Origin of the sequence: Aeromicrobium terrae (assembly GCF_008039565.1) — a bacterium.
In the GTDB taxonomy this organism is placed as follows: domain Bacteria; phylum Actinomycetota; class Actinomycetes; order Propionibacteriales; family Nocardioidaceae; genus Aeromicrobium; species Aeromicrobium terrae.
Genome location: NZ_VDUX01000002.1, coordinates 416,910 through 437,256 on the forward strand (window position 1 = coordinate 416,910; position 20,347 = coordinate 437,256).

The 20,347-nt window shown below is 70.5% G+C and carries 17 protein-coding genes and 1 pseudogene; 5 read left to right on the forward strand and 13 right to left on the reverse strand.

The window, feature by feature from the left end; all coding sequences use genetic code 11:
- Nucleotides 1-62 precede the first annotated feature (62 nt).
- Nucleotides 63-1,064, reverse strand: coding sequence for a trypsin-like serine peptidase (locus FHP06_RS05665; protein ID WP_147684629.1), 1,002 nt, complete (start codon nucleotides 1,062-1,064; stop codon nucleotides 63-65).
- Between the two features lie 85 nt (nucleotides 1,065-1,149).
- Nucleotides 1,150-2,124, reverse strand: a complete 975-nt coding sequence (meaB, locus tag FHP06_RS05670; protein ID WP_147684631.1) for a methylmalonyl Co-A mutase-associated GTPase MeaB — start codon at nucleotides 2,122-2,124, stop codon at nucleotides 1,150-1,152.
- 83 nt (nucleotides 2,125-2,207) lie between these two features.
- Between meaB and FHP06_RS05675 the strand changes: the two genes are divergently transcribed.
- Entirely contained in the window at nucleotides 2,208-2,558 is a 351-nt protein-coding gene (locus FHP06_RS05675) for a PadR family transcriptional regulator (RefSeq protein ID WP_147684633.1), read from the forward strand.
- Nucleotides 2,558-3,895 carry a permease prefix domain 1-containing protein gene (locus FHP06_RS05680; protein ID WP_147684635.1) on the forward strand — a complete coding sequence of 446 codons (1,338 nt, stop codon included), beginning with the start codon at nucleotides 2,558-2,560 and terminating at the stop codon, nucleotides 3,893-3,895. Before FHP06_RS05675 ends, FHP06_RS05680 begins: the two co-directional genes overlap by 1 nt.
- A gap of 3 nt (nucleotides 3,896-3,898) precedes the next feature.
- On the opposite strand, the pseudogene scpA reads toward FHP06_RS05680, so the two are convergent.
- Both scpA and FHP06_RS05690 read right to left on the reverse strand, forming a co-directional pair.
- Nucleotides 3,899-5,974 (reverse strand): annotated as a pseudogene (scpA, locus tag FHP06_RS05685) (methylmalonyl-CoA mutase); the annotation flags it as partial.
- Nucleotides 5,975-5,997: 23 nt separating this feature from the next.
- On the reverse strand, nucleotides 5,998-7,770 hold the full coding sequence (locus FHP06_RS05690; RefSeq protein ID WP_147684638.1) for a methylmalonyl-CoA mutase family protein: 1,773 nt from the start codon (nucleotides 7,768-7,770) through the stop codon (nucleotides 5,998-6,000).
- A 270-nt stretch (nucleotides 7,771-8,040) separates the two neighbouring features.
- On the opposite strand from FHP06_RS05690, the gene FHP06_RS05695 reads away from it, so the two are divergent.
- Nucleotides 8,041-8,553 (forward strand): gamma carbonic anhydrase family protein, encoded by a 513-nt coding sequence (locus FHP06_RS05695; RefSeq protein ID WP_147684640.1) that lies wholly within the window; start codon nucleotides 8,041-8,043, stop codon nucleotides 8,551-8,553.
- Between the two features lie 125 nt (nucleotides 8,554-8,678).
- On the opposite strand, the gene FHP06_RS05700 is transcribed toward FHP06_RS05695, so the two are convergent.
- Both FHP06_RS05700 and FHP06_RS05705 read right to left on the reverse strand, forming a co-directional pair.
- Nucleotides 8,679-10,130, reverse strand: coding sequence for an NCS2 family permease (locus FHP06_RS05700; RefSeq protein WP_147684642.1), 1,452 nt, complete (start codon nucleotides 10,128-10,130; stop codon nucleotides 8,679-8,681).
- 22 nt (nucleotides 10,131-10,152) lie between these two features.
- A complete protein-coding gene (locus tag FHP06_RS05705) occupies nucleotides 10,153-11,154 on the reverse strand; it encodes an esterase-like activity of phytase family protein (protein ID WP_147684644.1) in 1,002 nt (333 codons plus the stop codon).
- A gap of 59 nt (nucleotides 11,155-11,213) precedes the next feature.
- Between FHP06_RS05705 and FHP06_RS16190 the strand changes: the two genes are divergently transcribed.
- Nucleotides 11,214-11,618: a DUF2530 domain-containing protein gene (locus FHP06_RS16190; RefSeq protein ID WP_230973417.1), complete on the forward strand. Its 405-nt coding sequence runs from the start codon at nucleotides 11,214-11,216 to the stop codon at nucleotides 11,616-11,618.
- On the opposite strand, the gene FHP06_RS05715 is transcribed toward FHP06_RS16190, so the two are convergent.
- Both FHP06_RS05715 and FHP06_RS05720 read right to left on the reverse strand, forming a co-directional pair.
- Complete coding sequence (locus tag FHP06_RS05715; RefSeq protein WP_230973418.1) at nucleotides 11,619-13,151, reverse strand: MDR family MFS transporter; 1,533 nt, start codon at nucleotides 13,149-13,151, stop codon at nucleotides 11,619-11,621.
- Between the two features lie 93 nt (nucleotides 13,152-13,244).
- Entirely contained in the window at nucleotides 13,245-13,988 is a 744-nt protein-coding gene (locus FHP06_RS05720; RefSeq protein ID WP_147684647.1) for a DUF3027 domain-containing protein, read from the reverse strand.
- Between the two features lie 59 nt (nucleotides 13,989-14,047).
- Here FHP06_RS05720 and FHP06_RS05725 point away from each other — a divergent pair, with 59 nt between their 5' ends.
- A complete protein-coding gene (locus tag FHP06_RS05725; protein WP_147684649.1) occupies nucleotides 14,048-15,415 on the forward strand; it encodes an MFS transporter in 1,368 nt (455 codons plus the stop codon).
- On the opposite strand, the gene FHP06_RS05730 is transcribed toward FHP06_RS05725, so the two are convergent.
- The 5 genes from FHP06_RS05730 to FHP06_RS05750 are packed head-to-tail and all read right to left on the reverse strand — an operon-like array spanning nucleotide 15,412 to nucleotide 20,310.
- Nucleotides 15,412-16,242, reverse strand: coding sequence for a dioxygenase family protein (locus tag FHP06_RS05730; RefSeq protein WP_147684651.1), 831 nt, complete (start codon nucleotides 16,240-16,242; stop codon nucleotides 15,412-15,414). The genes FHP06_RS05725 and FHP06_RS05730 overlap by 4 nt on opposite strands.
- A gap of 15 nt (nucleotides 16,243-16,257) precedes the next feature.
- A complete protein-coding gene (locus FHP06_RS05735; RefSeq protein ID WP_147684653.1) occupies nucleotides 16,258-16,653 on the reverse strand; it encodes a cold-shock protein in 396 nt (131 codons plus the stop codon).
- Nucleotides 16,654-16,690: 37 nt separating this feature from the next.
- Nucleotides 16,691-17,701: a YihY/virulence factor BrkB family protein gene (locus tag FHP06_RS05740; protein ID WP_147684655.1), complete on the reverse strand. Its 1,011-nt coding sequence runs from the start codon at nucleotides 17,699-17,701 to the stop codon at nucleotides 16,691-16,693.
- Nucleotides 17,702-17,708: 7 nt separating this feature from the next.
- On the reverse strand, nucleotides 17,709-18,710 hold the full coding sequence (locus FHP06_RS05745) for a class I SAM-dependent methyltransferase (RefSeq protein ID WP_147684656.1): 1,002 nt from the start codon (nucleotides 18,708-18,710) through the stop codon (nucleotides 17,709-17,711).
- Nucleotides 18,711-18,723: 13 nt separating this feature from the next.
- Nucleotides 18,724-20,310, reverse strand: coding sequence for an AMP-binding protein (locus FHP06_RS05750; protein WP_187271802.1), 1,587 nt, complete (start codon nucleotides 20,308-20,310; stop codon nucleotides 18,724-18,726).
- Nucleotides 20,311-20,347 lie beyond the last annotated feature (37 nt).

The window sequence follows — 20,347 nt, forward strand, 5'->3', positions numbered from 1 at the left end:
GGGAGATCTCCTGCGGGAGGGTTCGCGATGACCCATCGTAGGCCCTCCTCGCCGCCTAGGCGTCAGCCCTGTGCTGCGTTGTAGACCCCCTGGATGACGGAACCGAAGTACGGGCCGAACATCCGGTTCGCCTGCGGTCCGCCGTTGTACTTGAAGGAGTTCAGCGAGTTCAACGTCCCGACGCCGCTGGACGTCGAGTAGTTGATGAACCAGGGACCGCCCGACGAGCCGCCGGTCATGTTGCAGACCATGCCCTGGTCGGAGCTGCCGCCCCAGGTGTCGGCGGCGACGACGCCGTTGCACCAGGCGAGCCGCTGGCCGCTGTACGGCGAGGCAGCCGGGTAGCCGAACGAGTACATCGTGGCGCCGCGGGCGAGGTTGAACCCGACGCCCTGCGCGCCGACGGCAGCGGTGAGCGTGCGCCCACCGGAGGTGCCGACCTTGGCGTAGCCGATGTCGTAGTTCAGGTCACCGCTGTTGGCCCACTGCGACGACGTGTACAGGTTCGTCGCGGCGAACTGGCCGTACGGCGCGGAGCCGTCGCGGTAGGCGGGGACGAACGTGAACTTCGTGGCGAAGGAGCCGGGGCCCTCGTTCAGGCAGTGCCCGGCGGTCTGCACCAGGCTCTGGTTGGCCGCGGTGGTCGAGCTGCCGGAGCAGACGTAGTCCGTGCCGCCGAGCGTGAAGAACACCTTGCCCGTCGTGGCGACGACCTTGCCGCCGCCGGTGTAGTAGCCGCCGCCGTACGCCTTGTTCGGCTTGCTGGCGGGCGCCTTGGCGGCCGTGCCCTGGTGGATCACCGGCGACCCCTGGGCGACGGTGCGGCCGGCGTGGACCTTGCTGCGGTCGCGGACCAGCAGGCTGCCGTCCTTGGCCGCCTTCATCCGGCTGCTGGTCCAGTAGTCCTTGGCCTTCTCCTGCGCGGCCTTGCTCACCGTCGTGCTGACGGCCGACCCTGACTTCTCTGCTGCGGCATCGGACGACGCGGTGGCGCTGCCCACGGACAGGGCGAGCGCGATGGTGGCACCCACTCCTGTCGCCGAGACGAGAGCTCGTCTGAACATGCATTTCCCCCTTGATAGGCCGACGGGTCGTCGGCGTTGAGAGGAACGTAGTTCGATGGAACTACCTCGGTCTAGTCCTTTCGGACTACTTCTTGTCGTAGGCGGCCAGGATGAGGTCGGCCGCGGTGGCCGCAGGCATCTCCCCGTTCAGCACCGCCTCGCGCACCTCGGCTCGAACGGCGGCGACGTCCTCGTCGTGCCGCAGGCGCTGGTCGAGCTCGTCACGGACGAGCGCCCAGGTGAAGTCGAGCTGCTGCTGGGCGCGCTTCTCGTGGAGCCCGCGCTTCCCGAGGAACTCGCGGTGCCGGATGACGCGCGACCACACGGTGTCGATGCCGCGGCCCTCCAGCGCCGAGCACGTGAGCACCGGCGGCACCCACTCCTGCGTCCCGGCGTAGACGAGCCGCAGGGCGCCGGCGAGGTCCTTGGCCGTGGCCTCGGCCTCGCGCTCGCGGTCGCCGTCGGCCTTGTTGACGGCGATGACGTCGGCGATCTCGACGATGCCCTTCTTGATGCCCTGGAGCTGGTCACCGGTGCGCGACAGCGTGAGGTACAGGAACGTGTCGACCATGCCGGCCACGGTGATCTCGGACTGGCCGACGCCGACCGTCTCGACGAGCACGACGTCGTAGCCGGCCGCCTCGAGCACCGTCATGGCCTGGGTGGTGGCGCGCGCGACGCCGCCGAGCGTGCCGGCGCTGGGCGACGGGCGGATGTAGGCGTCGGGGCTGATGGCGAGCTCGGCCATGCGCGTCTTGTCGCCGAGCACGGAGCCGCCGGTGCGGACGCTCGACGGGTCGACCGCGAGCACGCCGACCTTGTGCCCCTCGCCCACGAGCCAGGTGCCGAGCGCCTCGATGAACGTGGACTTCCCGACGCCGGGGACGCCCGAGATGCCGATGCGCACGGCGTTGCCGGCCTCGGGCGTGAGCGTGGACAGCAGCTCGCGGGCGGCCGCCCGGTGGTCCTGCCGGCTCGACTCCACCAGCGTGATCGCACGTGAGACCGCCGCGCGCTTCCGCGCGAGCACGTCCTGGGCGAGGGCGTCGACGTCGGTCACGCGCCGAGTCTAGTGACGATCGTTTGGATACCTAGCACCATGAGGTATGGTTACCTTGCACCTCTAGGTATGGGAGAACGATCGTGCGCATCGACAAGGACCTCGTGGCGGCGTCGGCCACGCCGCTCGTCCTCGGCATCCTCGCCGAGGGCGAGTCCTACGGCTACGCCATCCTCAAGCAGGTCAACGAGCTGTCCGGCGGCCGGATGGAGTGGACCGACGGCATGCTCTACCCCCTGCTCCACCGGCTGGAGCGGCTCGGCCACATCACGGCGTCGTGGTCGACGTCGGAGCAGGGCCGGCGGCGCAAGCACTACGCCATCACGCAGGACGGCCTCGCCGCGCTCGCCGAGCGACGCAGCCAGTGGGCCGTCGTGAGCGAGGCGCTGGAGAAGGCGTGGTCGCGCCAGCCGATGCCGCGGGCGGCGTTCTGATGACGACCGACGTGGAGACCCAGATCAGCGAGTGGCGCCAGTACGTGCAGGCGCACCCCGCCATCGTCGAGGCCGACGTCGACGAGATGGAGGAGCACCTCCGCGAGCAGATCGCCGACCTCACCGAGACCGGCCTGGGTGAGGACGAGGCGTTCCTCATCGCCGTGAAGCGGATGGGCAACCTCGACGCCATCTCGCACGAGTTCGCGCGCGAGCACTCCGAGCGACTCTGGAAGCAGCTGGTCCTGCTGCCCGACGAGAGCACCACCGGCGGCGGACGGCGGACCGAGCTGTGGGTCGCCCTGGGGCTCGGCGTCGGTGCGGCGATCTCGGCCCGGCTCGGCATCGCCCTGCTCGACGAGGAGCGGGCGGCCGCGAACGCCGGGCTGCTGGTGCTGCCGTTCCTCGCCGCGTTCTTCGTCTGGAAGCGCCAGGTCCCGGCCCGGGTTGCTGGTGGCATCGCGCTCGGCCTCGCCGTGCTCGCCGTGGTCGTCAACGTCTTCCCGTTCGACGAGGGCGGCTCGACGCAGGTGCTCACCGTCATCCACGCGCCGATCGTCGCCTGGTTCCTGGTCGGCGTGGCGTACGTCGGCGGCGACTGGACGTCGCACCGCCGCCGCATGGACTTCGTCCGGTTCACCGGCGAGTGGTTCGTCTACTACGTGCTGCTCGCGCTGGGCGGCGGCGTGCTCGTCGGCCTCACCGTCGGCGCGTTCTCGACCCTCGGCCACGACCCGGAGACGGTCATCGGCGAGTGGGTGATCCCGTTCGGCGCGGCCGGCGCGGTCCTGGTGGCGGCCTGGCTGGTCGAGGCCAAGCAGGCCGTCGTCGAGAACATCGCGCCGGTGCTCACGCGCATCTTCACGCCGCTCTCCGTCCTCATGCTGCTCGCCGTGCTCGGCGCGTTCGTGTCCGACGGCAGCGTCCTGCACGTCGACCGCGACCTGCTGATCCTGATGGCGCTGATCCTCGTGCTCGTGCTGGGGCTGCTGCTCTACGCGATCTCGGCGCGCGACCCCCGCTCCCCCGTCGACGCCTTCGACTGGCTGCAGCTCGCGCTCGTCGTCAGCGCGATCCTGGTCGACGCGGTCGTGCTCGTGGCGATGCTGAGCCGGATCGCCGAGTTCGGCGCCTCCGCCAACAAGGTGGCCGCACTCGGGCTCAACCTGCTGCTGCTCGGCAACCTGCTGCGGGCGACGGTCCTGGGCTTCGGGTTCACCGGTGGCCGCGAGCCGTTCGGCGCGGTCGAGCGCTGGCAGACCACCTACCTGCCGCTGTACGCGGCGTGGGCCGCGGCCGTGGTCGTCGTGCTCCCGCCCGCCTTCGGATGGGAGTGACGTTCAGGAGCGCAGCGACGCGAGCAGGCTGAGCGCCGAGTCGGCGATGACCGTGCCCGGGAGGAAGACCTCCGCGGCACCCATCTCCTTCAGGGTCGGGACGTCGTCCGGCGGGATGACGCCGCCCACGACGACCACGATGTCCTCGCGGCCGAGGTCCTTCAGCGCCTGCTTCAGCTCGGGCACCAGCGTGAGGTGGCCGGCCGCGAGGCTGGAGATGCCGACGATGTGCACGTCCGCGTCGACCGCCTGCTGGGCGACCTCCTCGGGCGTGGAGAACAGCGGGCCGACGTCGACGTCGAAGCCCATGTCTGCGAAGGCCGTGACGATGACCTTCTGGCCGCGGTCGTGACCGTCCTGGCCCATCTTGGCCACGAGGATGCGCGGCCGACGTCCCTCGGCCTTCTCGAACTCCTCGGTGGCCTCGATGACCTTGGCGACGTTGCCGCCCTGGCCGGCCTCGCTCCGGTACACACCGGAGATCGTACGGATGACGGCCTGGTGGCGCCCGTAGACCTTCTCGAGGGCGTCGGAGATCTCGCCGACCGTGGCCTTGGCGCGGGCCGCGTCGATGGCGAGGGCGAGCAGGTTCCCGTCGAGCGAGCCGTCCTTGGCGGATCCACGCTCGGCGCTCTTCGTGAGCGCGTCGAGGGTGCGGTCGACCTCGTCCTGGTCGCGCTCCGCGCGCAGTCGCTCGAGCTTGGCCACCTGCTGCTGGTAGACGGACGCGTTGTCGACCTTGAGGACCTCGAACGGCTCCTCCTGGTCGACGCGGTAGGTGTTCACGCCGATGACCGCCTGCTGGCCGGAGTCGATGCGCGCCTGGGTGCGGGCGGCGGCCTCCTCGATGCGCATCTTCGGGATGCCGGCCTCGATGGCCTTGGCCATGCCGCCGGCCTCCTCGACCTCCTGGATGTGCGCCCAGGCGCGGTTCGCGAGGTCGTGGGTGAGGCGCTCGATGTAGTACGAGCCGGCCCACGGGTCGATGACGCCCGTGGTGCCGGACTCCTGCTGGAGCAGCAGCTGCGTGTTGCGCGCGATGCGGGCGCTGAAGTCCGTCGGCAGCGCGATGGCCTCGTCGAGCGCGTTGGTGTGCAGACTCTGCGTGTGGCCCTGCGTCGCGGCCATCGCCTCGATGCACGTGCGCGCCACGTTGTTGTAGACGTCCTGCGCGGTGAGCGACCAGCCCGACGTCTGGCTGTGCGTGCGCAGGCTCTGCGACTTCGGGTTCTTGGGGTCGAAGTCGGCCACGAGCCGCGACCAGAGCGCGCGGGCGGCGCGGAGCTTGGCGACCTCCATCGCGAAGTTCATGCCGATGGCCCAGAAGAAGCTCAGGCGTGGCGCGAACGCGTCGATGTCGAGCCCGACGTCCAGGCCGGCGCGGATGTACTCGACGCCGTCGGCCAGCGTGTACGCGAGCTCGAGGTCGTTCGTCGCCCCGGCCTCCTGGATGTGGTACCCGGAGATCGAGATGGAGTTGAACCGCGGCATCCGCTCGGCGGTGAACGCGAAGATGTCGGAGATGATCCGCATCGACGGGGCCGGCGGGTAGATGTAGGTGTTCCGGACCATGAACTCCTTGAGGATGTCGTTCTGGATGGTCCCTGAGAGCTGCTCCGGCTTCACCCCCTGCTCCTCGGCCGCGACGATGTAGAGCGCGAGCACCGGCAGCACCGCGCCGTTCATCGTCATCGAGACGCTCATCTCGTCGAGCGGGATGCCGTCGAAGAGCTGACGGGCGTCGTAGATGGAGTCGATCGCGACGCCGGCCATGCCGACGTCGCCCTTCACGCGCGGGTGGTCGGAGTCGTACCCGCGGTGGGTGGCGAGGTCGAACGCGACGGACAGGCCCTTCTGGCCGGCCGCGAGGTTGCGGCGGTAGAAGGCGTTGGACTCCTCCGCGGTGGAGAAGCCGGCGTACTGGCGGATCGTCCACGGCTGCGTCGTGTACATCGCCGGGTACGGGCCCCGCAGGAACGGTGCGAGGCCCGGATACGTGTCCAGCGCGTCGAGGCCCTTGAGGTCGTCGGCGGTGTAGAGCCGCTTGATCTCGATGCCCTCGGGAGCCTCCCAAGGCTCGCCGGCGAACGACTCGGGGATGCTCATGAGGCCAGCTCCTGACGGGTGCGGCGCAGGAAGTCCAGCGCGTCGACGCCCATCGCGGCGGAGTCGTCCGCGCCGACGTCGTTCTTCCCGGCGACGATCACGTGCTTGGCCCCGGCCTCGCGCAGGGCCCCGACGACGTCCTCGCCCCACTCGGCATAGAGGGCGTCGGGCCCGGCGAGACAGGCGACGGCGGGCGTGCCGGCGTCGCGGTAGGCGCTGACGACGTCGTCGACGCCCTCGGTGGCGCCGGCGACGACGGTCTCGATGCCGCCGGCGGCGAACAGGTTGGCGGCGAACGTGGCGCGCGCCGTGTGCTGCGCGACGCGACCGAGCGTGGCCAGGAAGACCGGGGCCTTCGCGGGGTCGTCGCGGAGGGCCTCGAACGAGGCTCCGTACCGGTGCACCACCGGGGCGCGCCCGTAGGGGCGGCGCTCGGGACGCGTCTCCTGCAGGTTCGGGAACTCGGTGAGGCCGGTGATCGGGCGCTGGCGGACGGCGATCTGCTGCTCGCGGGCGGCCACCCTCTCCTCGATGCGTGCCTGCAGGGAGTCGGGATCTTCCTCGAGATCGCCGAACAGGGTCCACGCGGCCTGGGCGAGCTCGGCGGTGAGCTTCTCGACCGCGTACGACCCTCCGGCGATGTCGACGACCTTGCCGAGGTGGGACTCGTGGATCAGCAGGCTCGACTGGTTGCGGGCGATGCGTCGGCTGAACGCCTCGGGCAGGCCGAGCGGCTCGTCGAACGGCAGGACGGTGACGGCCTCGGCACCGCCGACGCCGGCGGAGAACGCGGCGATCGTCGTGCGGAGCATGTTCACGTACGGGTCGTAGGCCGACATCATCGGGCGCGACGTGACCGCGTGCTGGCGCTGGCCGCGCTGCTCGGCCGGGACGTCGCTGAGCTCGAGCATCCGGCTCCACAGCAGCCGGGCGGCGCGCAGCTTGGCAATGGTGGTGAGCTGCTCGTCGGTGGCGGCGTAGCGGACGTCGATCTGGGCGGCGGCGTCCTCGACGCTCAGCCCGGCCTCGACGAGGGCGCGCAGGTAGCGGGCGCCGGTGGCCAGCGAGTAGGCCAGCTCCTGCACCTCGGACGCCCCGGCGTCGTGCACGGTGGTGGCGTCGACGACGACGCCGCGCACGCCGCGGGCCCGGGCGAGCTCGACGACCGCGAGTCCGTCCGGCGTGGTGGGGTCGGCGCCGTAGCTGGTGTCTGGGTGCGGCTGGACGGCCTTGTCCTCGATGACGGCGTCGAGGGCGCGAGCGGCGGCCAACGGGTCGTCGAGGGCGTCGAGCACGACGGGCGCGAGATCGAGGAAGACCGGCTCGAGGATGCGCGCCAGGGCGTCGGCCGGGACGGCGCCGTCGCCGACGGTGATCCAGAGCGAGTTGACGCCGTTCTCCAGGTCGGTGACGACGTGCTGCGCGGTGACGTCGACGTCGGGGTCGGTGAACCAGCCGCGGACGTCCCAGCCCTCGAGCTCGCGGGTGGCGGTGGTGCCGCGCGTGAACGGCGCCTCGCCGGGGAGTCCCGGGTCGTCGAGGTCGGCCACCAGCGACGGCGTGCCGAGCGGGGTGATGCTGAGGCCGTCGAGGGTCTCCTGCGTGAGCAGGCCCCAGACGTCGTGGTCGGGCGCGTCGTCAGCCAGCTTCCTGGACTTCCGGAGCACGGCCGCGGTGGCCTTCTCCCAGTCGGCGACGTCGACGTCGATGCCCTCCGCTAGTGGGACCCGGACAGCGCCGACGTCCTCAGGGACCTGCGCAGAAGCCATACGGGGCATCGTATGAGCGCTTGCTTACCTCCCGCCACCCGGTGTGACCAAACCGACCGCTGACGAGAGACTCCCGGCCCGCTGACGAGAGAGTTCCGGCCCGCTGACGAGAGAGTTCCGGCCCGTCGACGAGAGAGTTCCGGCCCGTCGACGAGAGAGTTCCGGCCCGTCGACGAGAGAGTTCCGGCCCGTCGACGAGAGAGTTCCGGCCCGTCGACGAGAGAGTTCCGGCCCGTCGACGAGAAGATGGGACCGGCTACTTTGGACACCATGGAGATCTCCCTCGACGGCCACAGCCCGACCATCGCCGACGACGCCTGGGTGTCGCCCACCGCCGTCCTCGCCGGTCGCGTGACGCTGGAGGCCGGGGCGAGCGTCTGGTTCGGCGCCGTCCTCCGGGCCGACAACGAGCCCATCACCATCGGCGCCCGGTCGAACGTCCAGGACAACGCGGCGTTCCACGTCGACACCGGCCGGCCCGTGACCCTCGGCGAGGGCGTCTCCGTCGGCCACGGCGCGATCGTCCACGGCGCCACCGTCGGCGACCACGTGCTCATCGGCATGGGCGCCATCGTCATGAACGGCGCCGTCATCGGCGACGAGACCCTGATCGCCGCAGGTGCGCTGGTGCCGGAGGGCATGCAGGTCCCGCCTCGGTCGCTCGTCGCGGGCGTACCTGGGAAGGTGCGACGAGAGCTCAGCGAGGACGAGGTCGAGAAGCTGCACGACAACGCAAGGATCTACGAGGAGCACCGCGAGCTCTACCGTCGCTCGACGGACTGAACTCTCTCCTCACCGGGCCGGAACTCTCTCCTCAGCGGGCCGGAACCCTCTCCTCAGCGGGCCGGAACCCTCTCCTCAGCGGGCCGGAACTCTCTCCTCAGCGGGCCGGAACCCTCTCGTCAGCGTCAGGTGAGCCAGCGGGTCACCGGGTCGATGGCGAAGTAGAGGACGAACAGCGCCGAGATCAGCCACAGCAGGGCGTGCACCTCGGCCGCCTTGCCGCGCACCGCCTTGAGCACCGTGTAGGCGATGAAGCCCGCGCCGATGCCCGCCGTGATCGAGTACGTGAACGGCATCAGCACGATCGTCAGGAACGCCGGGATGGCGATGTCGTTGTCGTCCCAGGTGATGTTCTTGATCTGGCTCATCATGAGGAAGCCGACGACCACGAGCGCGGGCACCGCGGCCTCGCTCGGGATGTGCTCGACGAGCGGGGCGGCGAACGTCGACAGCAGGAACAGCACGCCGGTCACGACCGAGGCGAGACCAGTGCGGGCACCGTCGCCCACGCCGGCCGCCGACTCGATGTACGACGTGTTGCTCGAGATGCCCGCGGCGCCACCAGCGGCCGCGGCGAGCGAGTCGACGACCAGGATCTTCTGCGCGCCCTCCGGCGTGCCGTCCTCGTCGTTGAGCCCTGCCTCCGCGCCGATGGCGGTCATCGTGCCCATCGTGTCGAAGAAGTCGGCGAGCAGGAGCGTGAAGACCAGCAGCACGGCCGTCACGAAGCCGGCCCGGTCGAAGCCGCCGAGCAGGTTGAAGTCGCCCAGCAGGCCGAAGTCGGGCTTGGCGAAGATCTTGTCCGGCCACTCCGGGACGTTGAGGTTCCAGCCCTTCGACGTCGGGTCCCCGCCGCCGGCGCCCGTGTCGGTGATCGCCTGGACGATGCCGGCCAGGATGGTGGTGGCCACGATGCCGATGAGGATCGCGCCGGGGATGCCGCGCGAGTAGAGCGTGATCATCAGCAGCAGGCCGATGCAGAACACCAGGACCGGCCAGCCGGCCAGGTTGCCGCCGATGCCCAGGCCGACGGGCGGGGCAGCGATGCCGGACGTGCGCACGAAGCCGGCGTCCACGAGACCGATGAACGTGATGAACAGGCCGATGCCCACGGCGATCGCGGTCTTCAGCTGGCGCGGGATCGCGTCGAAGACGAGCTTCCGGAAGCCGGTGAGCACCAGCACCAGGATGATCAGGCCCTCGAGCACGACGAGGCCCATGGCGTCGGCCCACGTCATCTCGCTCGCGACGGAGTACGCGACGAACGCGTTCAGGCCGAGGCCGGTGGCCAGCGCGAGCGGGAAGTTCGCGACGACCCCCATGAGGATCGTGATCACGCCGGCGACCAGCGCCGTGACGACGGCGATGGTGGCGAAGCCGGAGCCCGGCTCGCTGCCGCCACCCAGGAACTTGCCGTCCGCGTCGGCGACGCCGGCGAGGATGATCGGGTTCAGGACGATGATGTAGGCCATCGTCAGGAACGTGACGACACCGCCACGTACCTCCTGAGCGACGGACGATCCGCGGCTGCTGATCTTGAAGTAGCTGTCGAGCCCCGAGGTGATGGTCGTGGTCATGCTCGGCAGCATGCCAGAGGTCTCAGCGGCGTCGGGTGATCCACGCCGCAGCGCCGGCGAGGACGATCACGCCACCGAGAGCGCTCCCCCACACCGCCCACGGCGGCGTTCCGCCCGTGGTGTCCCGATCGGCCTTCGGCTCGGCCACGGACGGCGTGCTCGTGGGCGCGGGCGTGGGGTCCGCGGCGGCGGTGAGGCCGAGCCGCAGCAGTGCCGAGTCGGCGCCCTCGCTGCCGATCAGGTACGACTTCCCGGACGGCTCCGGCGCGATGGTCTCGCCCTGGGCCTGCTCCGGCAGCTCGTCGGTGTGCAGGAGCTTCCACGTCCGGGCGTCGCGCACCTGCGCGACGGTGTAGTTCCGCACCAGCACGTAGCGGCCGTCCGGCGTGGTGGCCGAGTCGGTGGTGAGCACCGGGGTGGTCCAGTCCAGCTCCTCCGCCCGGTTCGGCCGGTCCTCGCGCAGCGTCTTCGGGAGCCGGTAGACGCGCCCGCCGGTCAGGCCCTTGCCCATCAGCAGGAAGCGTCCGGTGCTCGGCTGCAGTGCGATGCCCTCGACGTCCTCCGGGCCGGTGGGCAGCGAGTAGCCGTACCGCTTCGGCCGGACGACGTGGTCGCCGGTGCCGGGCTCCGGCATCGAGTACAGGGCGACGTCCTGGCGCACGCCGAAGTTGTCGCCGGTGTCGCCGACCCAGAGCGTGCCGTCCGGCGTCAGGGCCATGGACTCGGTGTCGCGCCAGCGCACGCCCTCGGCCCGGGTGGTGCCGACGACGGCGCCGGTGGAGATCCGGACGGCGAAGACGATCGGCCCGTGCCCGGAGTCGTTCACGGTGTAGGCGAGGTCCGGGTGGCGGCGGCTCACGGCGAGCCCGCTCGACTCGGTGATCCGCGGGTCGCTCATGCGGCTGACCACGGTCGAGTCGGCCGTGGCGCCGTCGGCGCGGCGCGCGATCGAGGCCACGACCACGACCACCAGGAGGGCCACCAGGAGTCCCGGGATCAGGAGCCGGCGGAAGCGCGGATTCATCGTCGCCCAGCATGCCAGGACACCGAAGGTCACCCGCCCCCGACGGGTAGGCTGACGCCGTGAGTGACGAGGACTGGACGCCGCGCGACGGTGACGGCCCGGAGACCATCGAGCGCAAGCTCGGTCACCGGGAGCTTGCCCGTCTGGAGCGCGTCGCCCGTCGCCACGAGTTCGGCCGTCCGGAGGTCACCGAGCTCGAGATCGGCAGCACCACGCACCGCGTCGCGGAGGTCGAGCCGATGGACGTCGACGGCGTCCGCACCATGACCGTCGGCACCATCATCTGGGGCGTCGTCGCGGTCGCGCTCCTGCCGTTCCTCGGCACGCTCGAGGACGACGGCCGCATGTGGTGGATGTGGACCGCCCTCGCCGGCCTCGGCCTCGGCCTGATCGGCATCGAGTACTGCCGCCGTCGCCGCAACGCGCTGCGGATGCAGCCGGGCCGGCGCCGCAAGACCGACTAGTCAGTCCTTCTTGCGCACCGTGGTGCGCAGCGGCACCTCGCGGATCAGCAGGGCCGCGACGAGACTGATGACGGCCACGCCGGCAGCGACCGCGAAGATCGTGCCGGTCGCGTCGCCGTAGGCCGACCGCACGATCTCGGCAACGGGCGTCGGAAGGTGGTTCACGTCGAGCAACGAGCCCCCGGCCTTGCCGCCGGTGTCGATCCCGAGGTCCTGCAGCTTGGGCGTGACGTCGTCGCGCACCTGGACGGCGAGGATCGCGCCGAGCACGGAGACGCCGATGGTGCCGCCGAGCGACCGGAAGAACGAGACCGTCGCACTGGCCGCGCCGACCTGCGTGACGTCGACGGTGTTCTGCACCGCCAGAACGTAGTTCTGCAGGAGCATGCCCATGCCGAGGCCGAGCAGACCCATGAAGACCATCGCGTGCCACTCCGGCGTCGTGTGGTCGATCGTCGCGAGCAGCGCGAGGCCGATGACGAGGAGGGTCGAGCCGAGGACGAGGTAGCGCTTCCAGAAGCCGGTGCGGGTGATGAGCTGGCCGGAGGCCGTGGTGCCGACGAGCGAGCCGAGCATCAGCGGCATGCTGAGCAGACCGGCCTCGGTCGGCGTCCGTCCGCCGGCGACCTGGAAGTACTGGCCGAGGAACACCGAGCCGCCGAACATCGCGGTGCCGACCGCGATGCTGCCGATGATCGCCAGCGACGTCGTGCGCTCGCGGACGACCGAGATCGGCACGAGCGGCTCGGGGTGGCGCAGCTCGACCCGGACCGCGAGCAGCCAGGCCAGCGACGCACCGCCGAGGAACGCGGCCGACGTCCAGGAGATCCAGTCGTAGTGCTCACCGGCGAACGTCACCCAGAGCAGCGGGAGCGAGGCGCCGATCGCGATGAGGACCGCACCGACGTAGTCGATCTTCACTGGTCGGCGGATCGTCGCGATGCGGAGGTAGCGCTGCAGCACGATCAGGCTGATGACCGCGAGCGGCACGCAGACGTAGAAGCACCAGCGCCAGCCCAGACCGGGGGTGTCGACGATGACGCCGCCGACGAGCGGGCCGGTGACGGTGCCGACGGCCATCGTCGCGCCCATGTAGCCGCTGTACCGGCCGCGGTCGCGCGGCGGGATGATCGAGCCGATGATCGCCTGGGCGTTGGCGACGAGGCCGCCCATCGCGAGGCCCTGCACGGCGCGCATCGCGATCAGCTCGGGGACGTTCCGCGAGAGCCCGGCGAGCACCGATCCGAGGACGAAGATCACGAGGGAGAGCTGCACCAGCAGCTTCTTGCTGAACAGGTCGGCGAGCTTGCCCCAGACCGGCGTGGAGACCGTCATCGCCAGCAGCGACGCCGTGACGACCCAGGTGTACTGGGTCTGGCTGCCGTCGAGGTCGGCGATGATCGTCGGCAGCGCGTTCGACACGATCGTCGAGCTGATGATCGCCGTGAACATGCCGGAGAGCAGGCCGAACAGCACCTCGAGGATCTCGCGGTGCGTCAGCGGGGCCGGATCGTCCACCACGGTGGTCGGCATGGCGGGAGAACCGGGAGAAGATTGCATAAGACAACGATATGTTGTTCGACGCGGCTGCGCCACGTGACGCCACTCACGGTCGGGACGGTTCGGCTAGATCGCGTCGATCTCGTCCACCGCGACGGTGTCGAGGACCGGCGGCGGGAGCTCCTGCGGGGCCGCGGAGCGGCTCAGGCGGGCGTCGGAGTGGGCGCCGCAGCCGTGGGTGAACGCGACGACCTTGCCGTCGTCGTTGGCCATGCCGTTGGCGCAGACGCCGAACGTGTCGGACAGCGGGCCGGCGAGGCTCACGAGGAAGCCGCACCCGGCACAGGTGCCGGGAGCCTGCTGGGCCAGCGGGGTGTCCGGGCCCTGGTCGCCGTCGTGCCAGCGCTGGGCGGCGAGGTCGCGGCCTGCGAACGAGAGGACCCACTCGCGTCCGAGGCCGACCTCGCGGGCGTACGCGCGGTCGACGGTGTCCTGGTCGTCGCCGGCCGACCAGGCCGGGACGAGGCGGATGTCGTCCTCGTCGGGCGGGAGGACGTCGCCGGGGGCGAGGTCGCCGGGCTGGATGCGCTCGCGGTACGGGGTCCAGGCAGGAGCGACGATCGCGCCCTCGCCCGGGAGCAGCACGACGTCGTTGACGGTGACCTTCTCGTCGTCCGGCGCTCGCGTGATGCTGACCGCCCAGTACCAGCCGGTGTAGCCGGGCTGCGTGCTGGCGAAGTGGTGGGCGACCGAACCGTCGCCCTCGTCGACGGCGCCGAGGTGATCGCCGACGGCGTCGGCGTCCGCGGCGTCCAGCAGGACGGCTCGCGCGGCGTCGACGGCCGAGAGGAGCAAGGCGTCGGAGGTCATGCATCGATTGTCGCCCATGTCCGGTCGGCGTGGTCCGACGGGTGAGGCAGGATGAACCCATGGAGGATTTCGACCGGCCCACGCCTCCAGCTCCTTCTGATCCGGCACAGCCCGCTCCGGCCGGGCCACCGCCCCTTCGACGCGCCGGCCGCCTGATCGCGCGGGGCAGCACGTCGGCGTTTCTCGGCGCCCGGCGGTTCACCCACGCCGGCGGTGCCGGCGAGAGCGGGCTGTCCCGCCTGCTCGAGATGCACGCGTTCAACACGGCCGGCGACGCCGCGTTCGCCGTCTCGCTGGCCGGCACGCTCTTCTTCACCGTCCCCACCGAGCAGGCCAGCGGCCAGGTCGCCCTGTTCCTGGTGCTCACGATGCTGCCGTTCGCCGTGGTGGCGCCGCTGATCGGCCCGTTCCTCGACCGGTTCCGGCGCGGCCGGCGGTGGGCCATCGGCGCCACGCTCGCGATCCGCGCGTTCTGCTGCTGGGTGCTGGCCGGCGCGGTGGAGGACGAGTCGTCGGCGTTCTACCTCGCCGCCCTCGGGTGCCTCGTGGCGTCCAAGGCGTACGGCGTCACCAAGGCGGCCGCCGTCCCGCGCCTGCTGCCGGTCGAGTTCACCCTGGTGAAGGCCAATTCCCGCATCTCGCTCACCGGCACGGCCGCGGCCGCCATCTCGGCGCCGCTGGCGATCGGTGCGGCGGCCATCGGCGCCCCGTGGGCCCTGCGCTACGCCGCGCTGCTGTTCGCCGTCGGCACCATCCTCGCGATCCTGCTCCCCGAGCGCGTCGACTCCAGCGTCGGCGAGGAGAAGGCCAGCGTCACCCAGCGCGGCCGCGGCATCGTGGTCCCCCGCGACGTCGTCAACGGACTGCGCAGCAACGCGGGCCTCCGCATGATCACCGGGTTCCTCACCATCTTCATGGCGTTCACGCTGCGCGAGCCCCCGGACTCCATGGGGTGGAGCGGCAACAACACCATCCTCATGGGCCTGGTGATCGGTGCGGCCGGCGCGGGCAACACCCTGGGCATCGTCATCGGCTCCTGGACCAAGTCACGGGCTCCCCAGCGCGTGGTGCTCGCCGTCCTGGTGCTCGACGTCGCCGTCCTCATCGTGGCCGCGGCGTTCTTCAAGTGGCCGGTCGCGGCGCTGCTGGGCCTCAACGTCGGCATGTGCCAGTCGCTCGGCAAGCTGAGCCTCGACGCCCTGATCCAGCGCGACGTCGCCGAGGAGGTGCGCACGAGCATGTTCGCCCGGTCGGAGACGCTGCTCCAGCTCGGCTGGGTGCTCGGCGGGCTGCTCGGCATCGGGCTGTTCACCCTCGACGTCTCCGCGCCGCTCGGCATGGTGATCACGGCGGCGATCCTGCTGGGCTGGGTGACGTTCGTGTTCGCGCGGGTGCTCAACCCGCGGGAGTCCGAGGCGACTGCCTAGGCGCTGATGAAGGAGCGCATGCCCACCGAGCCGAGGTCGATCGACTCGTTGAAGAAGCGGATGTCCTCGTCGTCGTGGAGCAGGCTCAGGGCGGCGACCATCGGGCGGTAGTGGTCGTCGGTGGGCACGGCGATCCGCGCCTCGGCCCAGGTGCCGTAGGGGTCGAGGAGCTGGTCGACGCGGCGCTCGCTGAGGGCCGAGGCGGTGTCGGTGTCGAACTGCTCGGCCCAGTCCCAGGCGTCGCCGCCCTCCCACTTCACGCGGTTCAGGGCGTGGACGATGTTGCCGCTCCCGATGAACAGGACGCCGCGGTCGCGCAGTGCGCGCAGCCGGCCGTAGAGCTCGAAGAGCTGGGGCAGCGGCATCGCGTAGTCGATGCTGACCTGCAGGACGGGAACGGTCGGCTCCGGCGCGAGGTGCTTGAGCACCGACCAGGTGCCGTGATCCAGGCCCCACTGGGAGTCGAGCGCCGCCTCGTACTCGACGAGCTGCTGCGCGAGCACGCGGGCGACCTCCGGGTCGCCGACCGTGTCGTACGGGACGTGGTACAGCTCGTCGGGGAAGCCGCCGAAGTCGTAGATGACGCGGTTGCGCGGGGCGTCGGTGATGCGGGTCTCCCCCGGCGTCAGCCAGTGCGCGCTGACCACGACGATGGCCTGCGGTGCCGCGTCGCCGGAGTCCAGCACGTCGTGCCCGAGCCGGCTCCACGTGCGCGTGTACTCGTTGTCGCTGATCGCGTTCATCGGAGTGCCGTGGCCCACGAAGAGCACCGGCATCCGCGGGCTCGGCACCAGCCGGGCCTCGAGGTCAGCGAGAGAGTAGTTCACGCTTCAACTATATCCCTAGCCATCAAGCTCAGCGGCGAGCGCGCGGAGCAGCTGCGCGACCGGCTTCGCGGCCTTGCGGTCGGGGTGGCGGCCGTGGCGGTAGCCCTCTCCGAGACCGTCGAGCAGGCGGATGAGGTCCTCGACGATCGTGACCATCTCCTCCGGCGGCTTGCGGCGGGCCTGGGCCTGGGACCGGGAGACGGACGGCGTGGGATCGAGCACGCGGACCTGGAGCGCTTGGTCGCCACGACGCCCCTGCGCGATGCCGAACTCCACGCGGGTGCCCGACTTCAGCGTCTCGGTGCCCTCGGGCAGCGCGTCGGAGCGCACGTAGACGTCACCGCCGTCGTCCTGGGTCAGGAACCCGAACCCCTTCTCGGCGTCGTACCACTTCACTTTGCCCGTGGGCATGGCGCTTCCTCACGTTCTCGTCGCTGGGAGGTCAAGCCTAGTGGGGACGGCCGTCCGCGGGTGGCTCGATGCCATCACCGTTCGGCGTGAACGTGGTCTCGATCGACTGGAAGCCCTTGTGCCGCTGCGACTTCGCGTAGCTCGTGTACGCCTTGATGTCGGCCGGCGTGGGCGAGACGTTGTCGGTGAACGGCGTGAGCAGCGCGCGCGGGTACAGCCGGCGCCGCAGCACGACGTTGATCTCCAGACCGAGCACCGCCACCACGCCGGCCAGGTACAGGAAGGCCATCAGCCCGAGCACCAGGGCGAACGTCTTGTTCATCTGGCTGGCCGACCGGATGACGTTGTCGACGTAGCTGCTGCCCACGAGCTGGAGGACCTGCCACAGCACCGACGCCGTCAAGGCTCCAGGAAGCACTGAGCGCGTTCCGGCCCGGTGGCGGCTGACGAGCCGGAACAGGCCGATGAAGATGACCGACGTCAGCACGAAACCGGCCACGCGGGCGACCCAGCCGTACGCCGGCTCGACGGTGTCGCCCAGGGCGTCCGGATTGGCCAGCAGCGACGTGGCGACGGCCAGCGCCAGGATCCCGAGACCCGCGATCGCCAGGAACACCAGGCTCTTGACCCGCTGGAGCACGGCGTTGGTGCGGCTGTTCCGCGGGACCGCCCAGGTGATGTTGGCCGCGTTCTGCGCCGCCTGACCCAGGCCGAGCGCGCCGTAGACGGCCGCGATCGCACCGACGACGATCGCCGTCGTGCTGCCGCGCAGCCCGCCCGGCCGGCCGAGCTGGTCGCCGACGATCGGGAACTGGCTCAGCGCGGAGTCGAGCAGCCGGTCGCGCAGGTCGGGGTCGTCCTGCAGGAAGAAGCCGAGGATCGACGTGGAGATGAGCAGCAGCGGGAAGATCGCGATGAATGCGTAGAACGTGATGATCGCCGCGAGGTACGGTCCCTGGTCGTCGAAGTACTTGTAGATCACGGCGAGCGGAAAACCGACCACCGGGTGCCGCCGTTGAAAGGCGTCGGCGCGCTCGACGACGTTCACGGACGGGTCAGGCCGGCTTCTCGAGGACGCAGAGGAAGAAGTCTCGCTCCAGGTCCGTGCGCGGGATGCGGCCCAGGATGTCGTGGAAGCGCTGGTAGAACTCCTCGTCCCACTCGCACGTCTGGAACTGGACCTTGCGGAGCCGGAACCCGACGTCGTGGATGTAGCGCTCGTAGTGGTTCCAGGTCAGCTTGTTGACCCACCACGACCCTTCCGGCTCCCGCCCGTTCTTGCGGTCCCACTCGTTGATCACGTCGTCGCTGAAGAGGTGGTGGGGCCACGGGAAGTAGATGTCGCGGTAGCGGTGAGAGGCGCGCGGCCCGGCCCACAGGTTGGCGCGCAGCCACTGCAGGCCACCCGGCTTGAGGATCTTGTAGGTCTCCTCCAGCAGCTTGTGCGGATGGACCACGTGCTCCCAGACGGTGTACGAGATGATCCGGTCGAACGTGTTCTCCTCGTAGATGTTCTTCTCCGTCAGGTCCGCCTCGGCGAAGTGGACCCGCTCCCCCTCCAGCTGGGACCAGGACTCCTGCGCGGTGATGTCGACGCCGTACGCGTCGGACCCCAGGTTGTGGGCGATGGACCAGGTCTCGTAGCCGCCACCACACCCCACCTCGAGCACGGTCTGGTTGCTCAGGTCGACCATGTTGTGGGCCCAGCGAACCCGCCGCTGCGCGTCGGCCGCCAGCGCCTCCTCGGAGAACTCTCGCGGCGCGGCCACCAGGGGCTTGTCGCGGTACTCCTCGTTGAGCTGCTCCAGCAGCTCCAGGTCGTAGCTGCGCGGCCGGACCCGGTCGGTCAGGTCGACGTGGCCCGGCGTGGGTGCCACGGGCGGGTGGATCCACGGGTCGTCGGGAGAGAGCGTGTTCTCCACCGGCGGGAGCGGCGGGCCAGGGACGGTGCCGTAGGGCTTGCGACGGGGAGCGGGACGCGGCGGCTCGGGCGCGAGTCGACGGCCTCGAACGAGCCGGCGAGCGATCCTCCTGATGAGCTGACCTCCTCTGTCCATCCGGCGATCCTAGCTAGTCGAAGTCGGGGAGCTCGCGCTTCATGACCTTTCCCGTGGGATTGCGGGGCAGCTCGTCGAGGAACTTCGTCTTGCGCGGCACGGCGAACCGGGCGACGTGCTCCTTGGCGTACGCGACGATGTCGTCGTGCTCGAGCGAGGCACCGTTCTTGACGACCACGTACGCCGCGAGCGCCTGGCCCCAGTCCTTGTCGTCGATGCCGGTGACGACGACGTCGGCGATGTCCTCGTGCTTGATGAGGGCGTCCTCGAGCTCGCGCGGGAAGACGTTCTCGCCGCCGGAGACGATCATGTCGTCGTCGCGGCCGGAGACGAACAGGCGGCCGTCCTCGTCGAAGTGCCCGAGGTCGCCGGTGCTCATCAGGTCCTCGGCGAACTCCTTGGTGTTGCCGTCGGTGTACCCGCCGAACGGCATGTCGTTGGCGACGTAGATGGTGCCGGTCTCGCCCTGCGGCACCTCCTTGCCGTCCTTGAGGATGCGCACGGTGGTGTGCCACGGCGGGCGGCCGGCGGTGCCGGGCGCCTCGCGCAGGTCCTTCGGCGACGCGACGGTGACCCAGCCGGTCTCCGTGGCCCCGTAGAAGTTGTAGACCGAGTCGGTGAACGTGTCCATGTACTGCGTGGCGAGCTCGCCGGCGAGGGCCGAGCCGCTGACCGCCGTGATGCGCAGGCTGGAGACGTCGGTCTTCTTCACCAGCTCGGGGTCGGCGTCGACGAGGCGCTGCATCATCAGCGGCACGACGACGAGGGCCTCGGCCTGGTGCTCCTCGATGTCCTGCAGCACCTGCTCGGGCTTGAAGCGCCGGCGCAGGACGTACGTGGGCGCCGTGGAGAGACCGAAGCCGAAGTTGATGAGGCCCCAGGAGTGGAACAGCGGCGCCGCGAGCACCATCGTGCGGTTGCCGCGGTACGGGATGGCGCCGAAGAACGCGACGAGTGGATCGAGGCCCTCGGGCTCCTCGCGCTTCGCGCCCTTGGGCAGGCCGGTGGTGCCGGAGGTGAAGATGACGACCGATCCGCGCCGCGACGGCTTGGGCGGCTGCTTCGTGGACTGGCCCTTCGAGATCTCGGCCAGGGTGGGGACGTCCTGGTCGCCGTCGGACCAGGCGAGCAGCAGCTGGTCGCGGTCGACCTTCTCGGCGACCTTGAGGAACTCCTCGTCGAGGATGATGAACTTCGCGCCCTCGCGGGTGGCGAGCTCGGTCAGCTGGGACCCGCTCGCCATCGTGTTGAGCAGCAGGACGCGGGCGCCGACCTGCATGATCGCGACCATCGCCGTCACGATGTAGCGGTGGTTGCGCGCGAGCAGCGCGATCGAGTCGCCCGGCTCGACGCCGCGCTCCTTGAGCGCGTGCGACAGCTGGTTGACCTCGTCGCGGAGCTCGGCCCAGGTGAGCTCACCGAGGTCGTCGACGATGGCCTTCTGCTTCGGGAAGCGCGCCGCAGCCGCGGCGACGGCCGCCGGGAACCCGGGGCCCCACTTGACCAGCTGGTAGCCGGCGTACGCGATCCGGTGCGGGAGCTGGGGAGCGATCAGGCCGATGCGGCGGAAGACCTTGAGGCGGTAGGCGGCGTCCAACACGCCCGTCACTGTAACAGCGGGTGACGGGACGTTCTCG

Bases quoted from the DNA above. Each gene is read 5' to 3' on its own strand.
- FHP06_RS05665 (WP_147684629.1), bottom strand. From the start codon at position 1,064: ATGTTCAGACGAGCTCTCGTCTCGGCGACAGGAGTGGGTGCCACCATC.
- FHP06_RS05680 (WP_147684635.1), top strand. From the start codon at position 2,558: ATGACGACCGACGTGGAGACCCAGATCAGCGAGTGGCGCCAGTACGTG.
- FHP06_RS05690 (WP_147684638.1), bottom strand. From the start codon at position 7,770: ATGGCTTCTGCGCAGGTCCCTGAGGACGTCGGCGCTGTCCGGGTCCCA.
- FHP06_RS05695 (WP_147684640.1), top strand. From the start codon at position 8,041: ATGGAGATCTCCCTCGACGGCCACAGCCCGACCATCGCCGACGACGCC.
- FHP06_RS05700 (WP_147684642.1), bottom strand. From the start codon at position 10,130: ATGACCACGACCATCACCTCGGGGCTCGACAGCTACTTCAAGATCAGC.
- FHP06_RS05705 (WP_147684644.1), bottom strand. From the start codon at position 11,154: ATGAATCCGCGCTTCCGCCGGCTCCTGATCCCGGGACTCCTGGTGGCC.
- FHP06_RS05715 (WP_230973418.1), bottom strand. From the start codon at position 13,151: ATGCCGACCACCGTGGTGGACGATCCGGCCCCGCTGACGCACCGCGAG.
- FHP06_RS05720 (WP_147684647.1), bottom strand. From the start codon at position 13,988: ATGACCTCCGACGCCTTGCTCCTCTCGGCCGTCGACGCCGCGCGAGCC.
- FHP06_RS05725 (WP_147684649.1), top strand. From the start codon at position 14,048: ATGGAGGATTTCGACCGGCCCACGCCTCCAGCTCCTTCTGATCCGGCA.
- FHP06_RS05735 (WP_147684653.1), bottom strand. From the start codon at position 16,653: ATGCCCACGGGCAAAGTGAAGTGGTACGACGCCGAGAAGGGGTTCGGG.
- FHP06_RS05745 (WP_147684656.1), bottom strand. From the start codon at position 18,710: ATGGACAGAGGAGGTCAGCTCATCAGGAGGATCGCTCGCCGGCTCGTT.